At 50.1% G+C, this 1,018-nt stretch carries 1 protein-coding gene (only partly in view); it reads right to left on the bottom strand.

Translation table 11 applies throughout. The annotated features are described in order from the left end of the window. Nucleotides 1–1,002: 1,002 nt before the first annotated feature. On the bottom strand, nt 1,003–1,018 hold the 3' portion of the coding sequence (locus FFM73_RS09095; RefSeq protein WP_268920520.1) for a KxYKxGKxW signal peptide domain-containing protein. Its footprint extends 4,415 nt past the window's final position; only the last 16 of its 4,431 coding nucleotides appear in the window; its start codon lies beyond the right edge, outside the window; the stop codon is at nt 1,003–1,005.

The following is a 1,018-nucleotide window of genomic DNA, read 5'->3' as shown; positions in this document are numbered from 1 at the left end:
AAATCTGCAGGTTGCTTGCCATTAGCTCCAGCGGTTGCCCCAGCAGTAGTCCCAGCAATGTCGTCAAGGTCATAACTGCCCTTGCCTGCTGTGTAGCCACTGCTATAGCCGTCTTGGTAACCTTTTGACTTACTTGTTACGTCAGCGACTGGATCACCTGCGGAACCATCGGCGGTTCCGGCTTTAGAACCAGTAGCTTTATCAGCTGTATAACTGTCATTGCCAGCGGTATAGGCGGCATTATAGCCATCTTGATAGCCTTTCGACTTGCCCGTCAGGTCTGCTTTACCCGTACCGTTTAAACCATCTTTATTGCCGGCTTTTGTACCATTGCCTTGGTCAGTATCATAGCTCGCTTTGCCTGTATTATAAGCTTGCGTATAGGCTGTTTGATAGGCAGTAGTATCCTTACTGATATCAGCACCTGGCTTGCCAGCTAAACCATCAGCACTACCAGCTTTATCACCTTGAGTCGTATCATAACCCGTTTTGGCTGTGGTATAAGCCGCTGTGTAACCGTCCTGATAACCCTTTGACTTACTTGTTACGTCAGCGGCTGGATCACCAACGGAACCCGCTGCGGTTCCGGCATCCGAACCGGTCTTCTTATCAGCCTGATAACTGTCATTGCCAGTGGTATAGGCTGTCGTGTAACCGTCCTGATAACCCTTTGACTTGCCTGTCAAATCAGCGGCTGGATCGCCTGCGGAACCATCAGTGGTTCCGGCACCTGAGCCAGTCTTTTTATCTGCATTATAACTATCTTTACCGGTCTGATTCCCAGCTGCATAGCCCGCCTGATATCCGGCACTCTTATCTGTTACCGGCTTCGACGTGTTAGCCTTACCGTCTGTCTCACCAGCACTTTCACCAGTACCATAATCCGTTTGATAGCTCTGCTTACCGGTCTGATTCCCAGCTGCATAGCCCGCCTGATATCCGGCACTCTTATCTGTTACCGGCTTCGACGTGTTAGCCTTACCGTCTGTCTCACCAGCACTTTCACCAGTACCATAAT

This window comes from Secundilactobacillus hailunensis, assembly GCF_005405185.1.
In the GTDB taxonomy this organism is placed as follows: domain Bacteria; phylum Bacillota; class Bacilli; order Lactobacillales; family Lactobacillaceae; genus Secundilactobacillus; species Secundilactobacillus hailunensis.
This window is presented reverse-complemented; position numbering and strand designations above follow the sequence as displayed.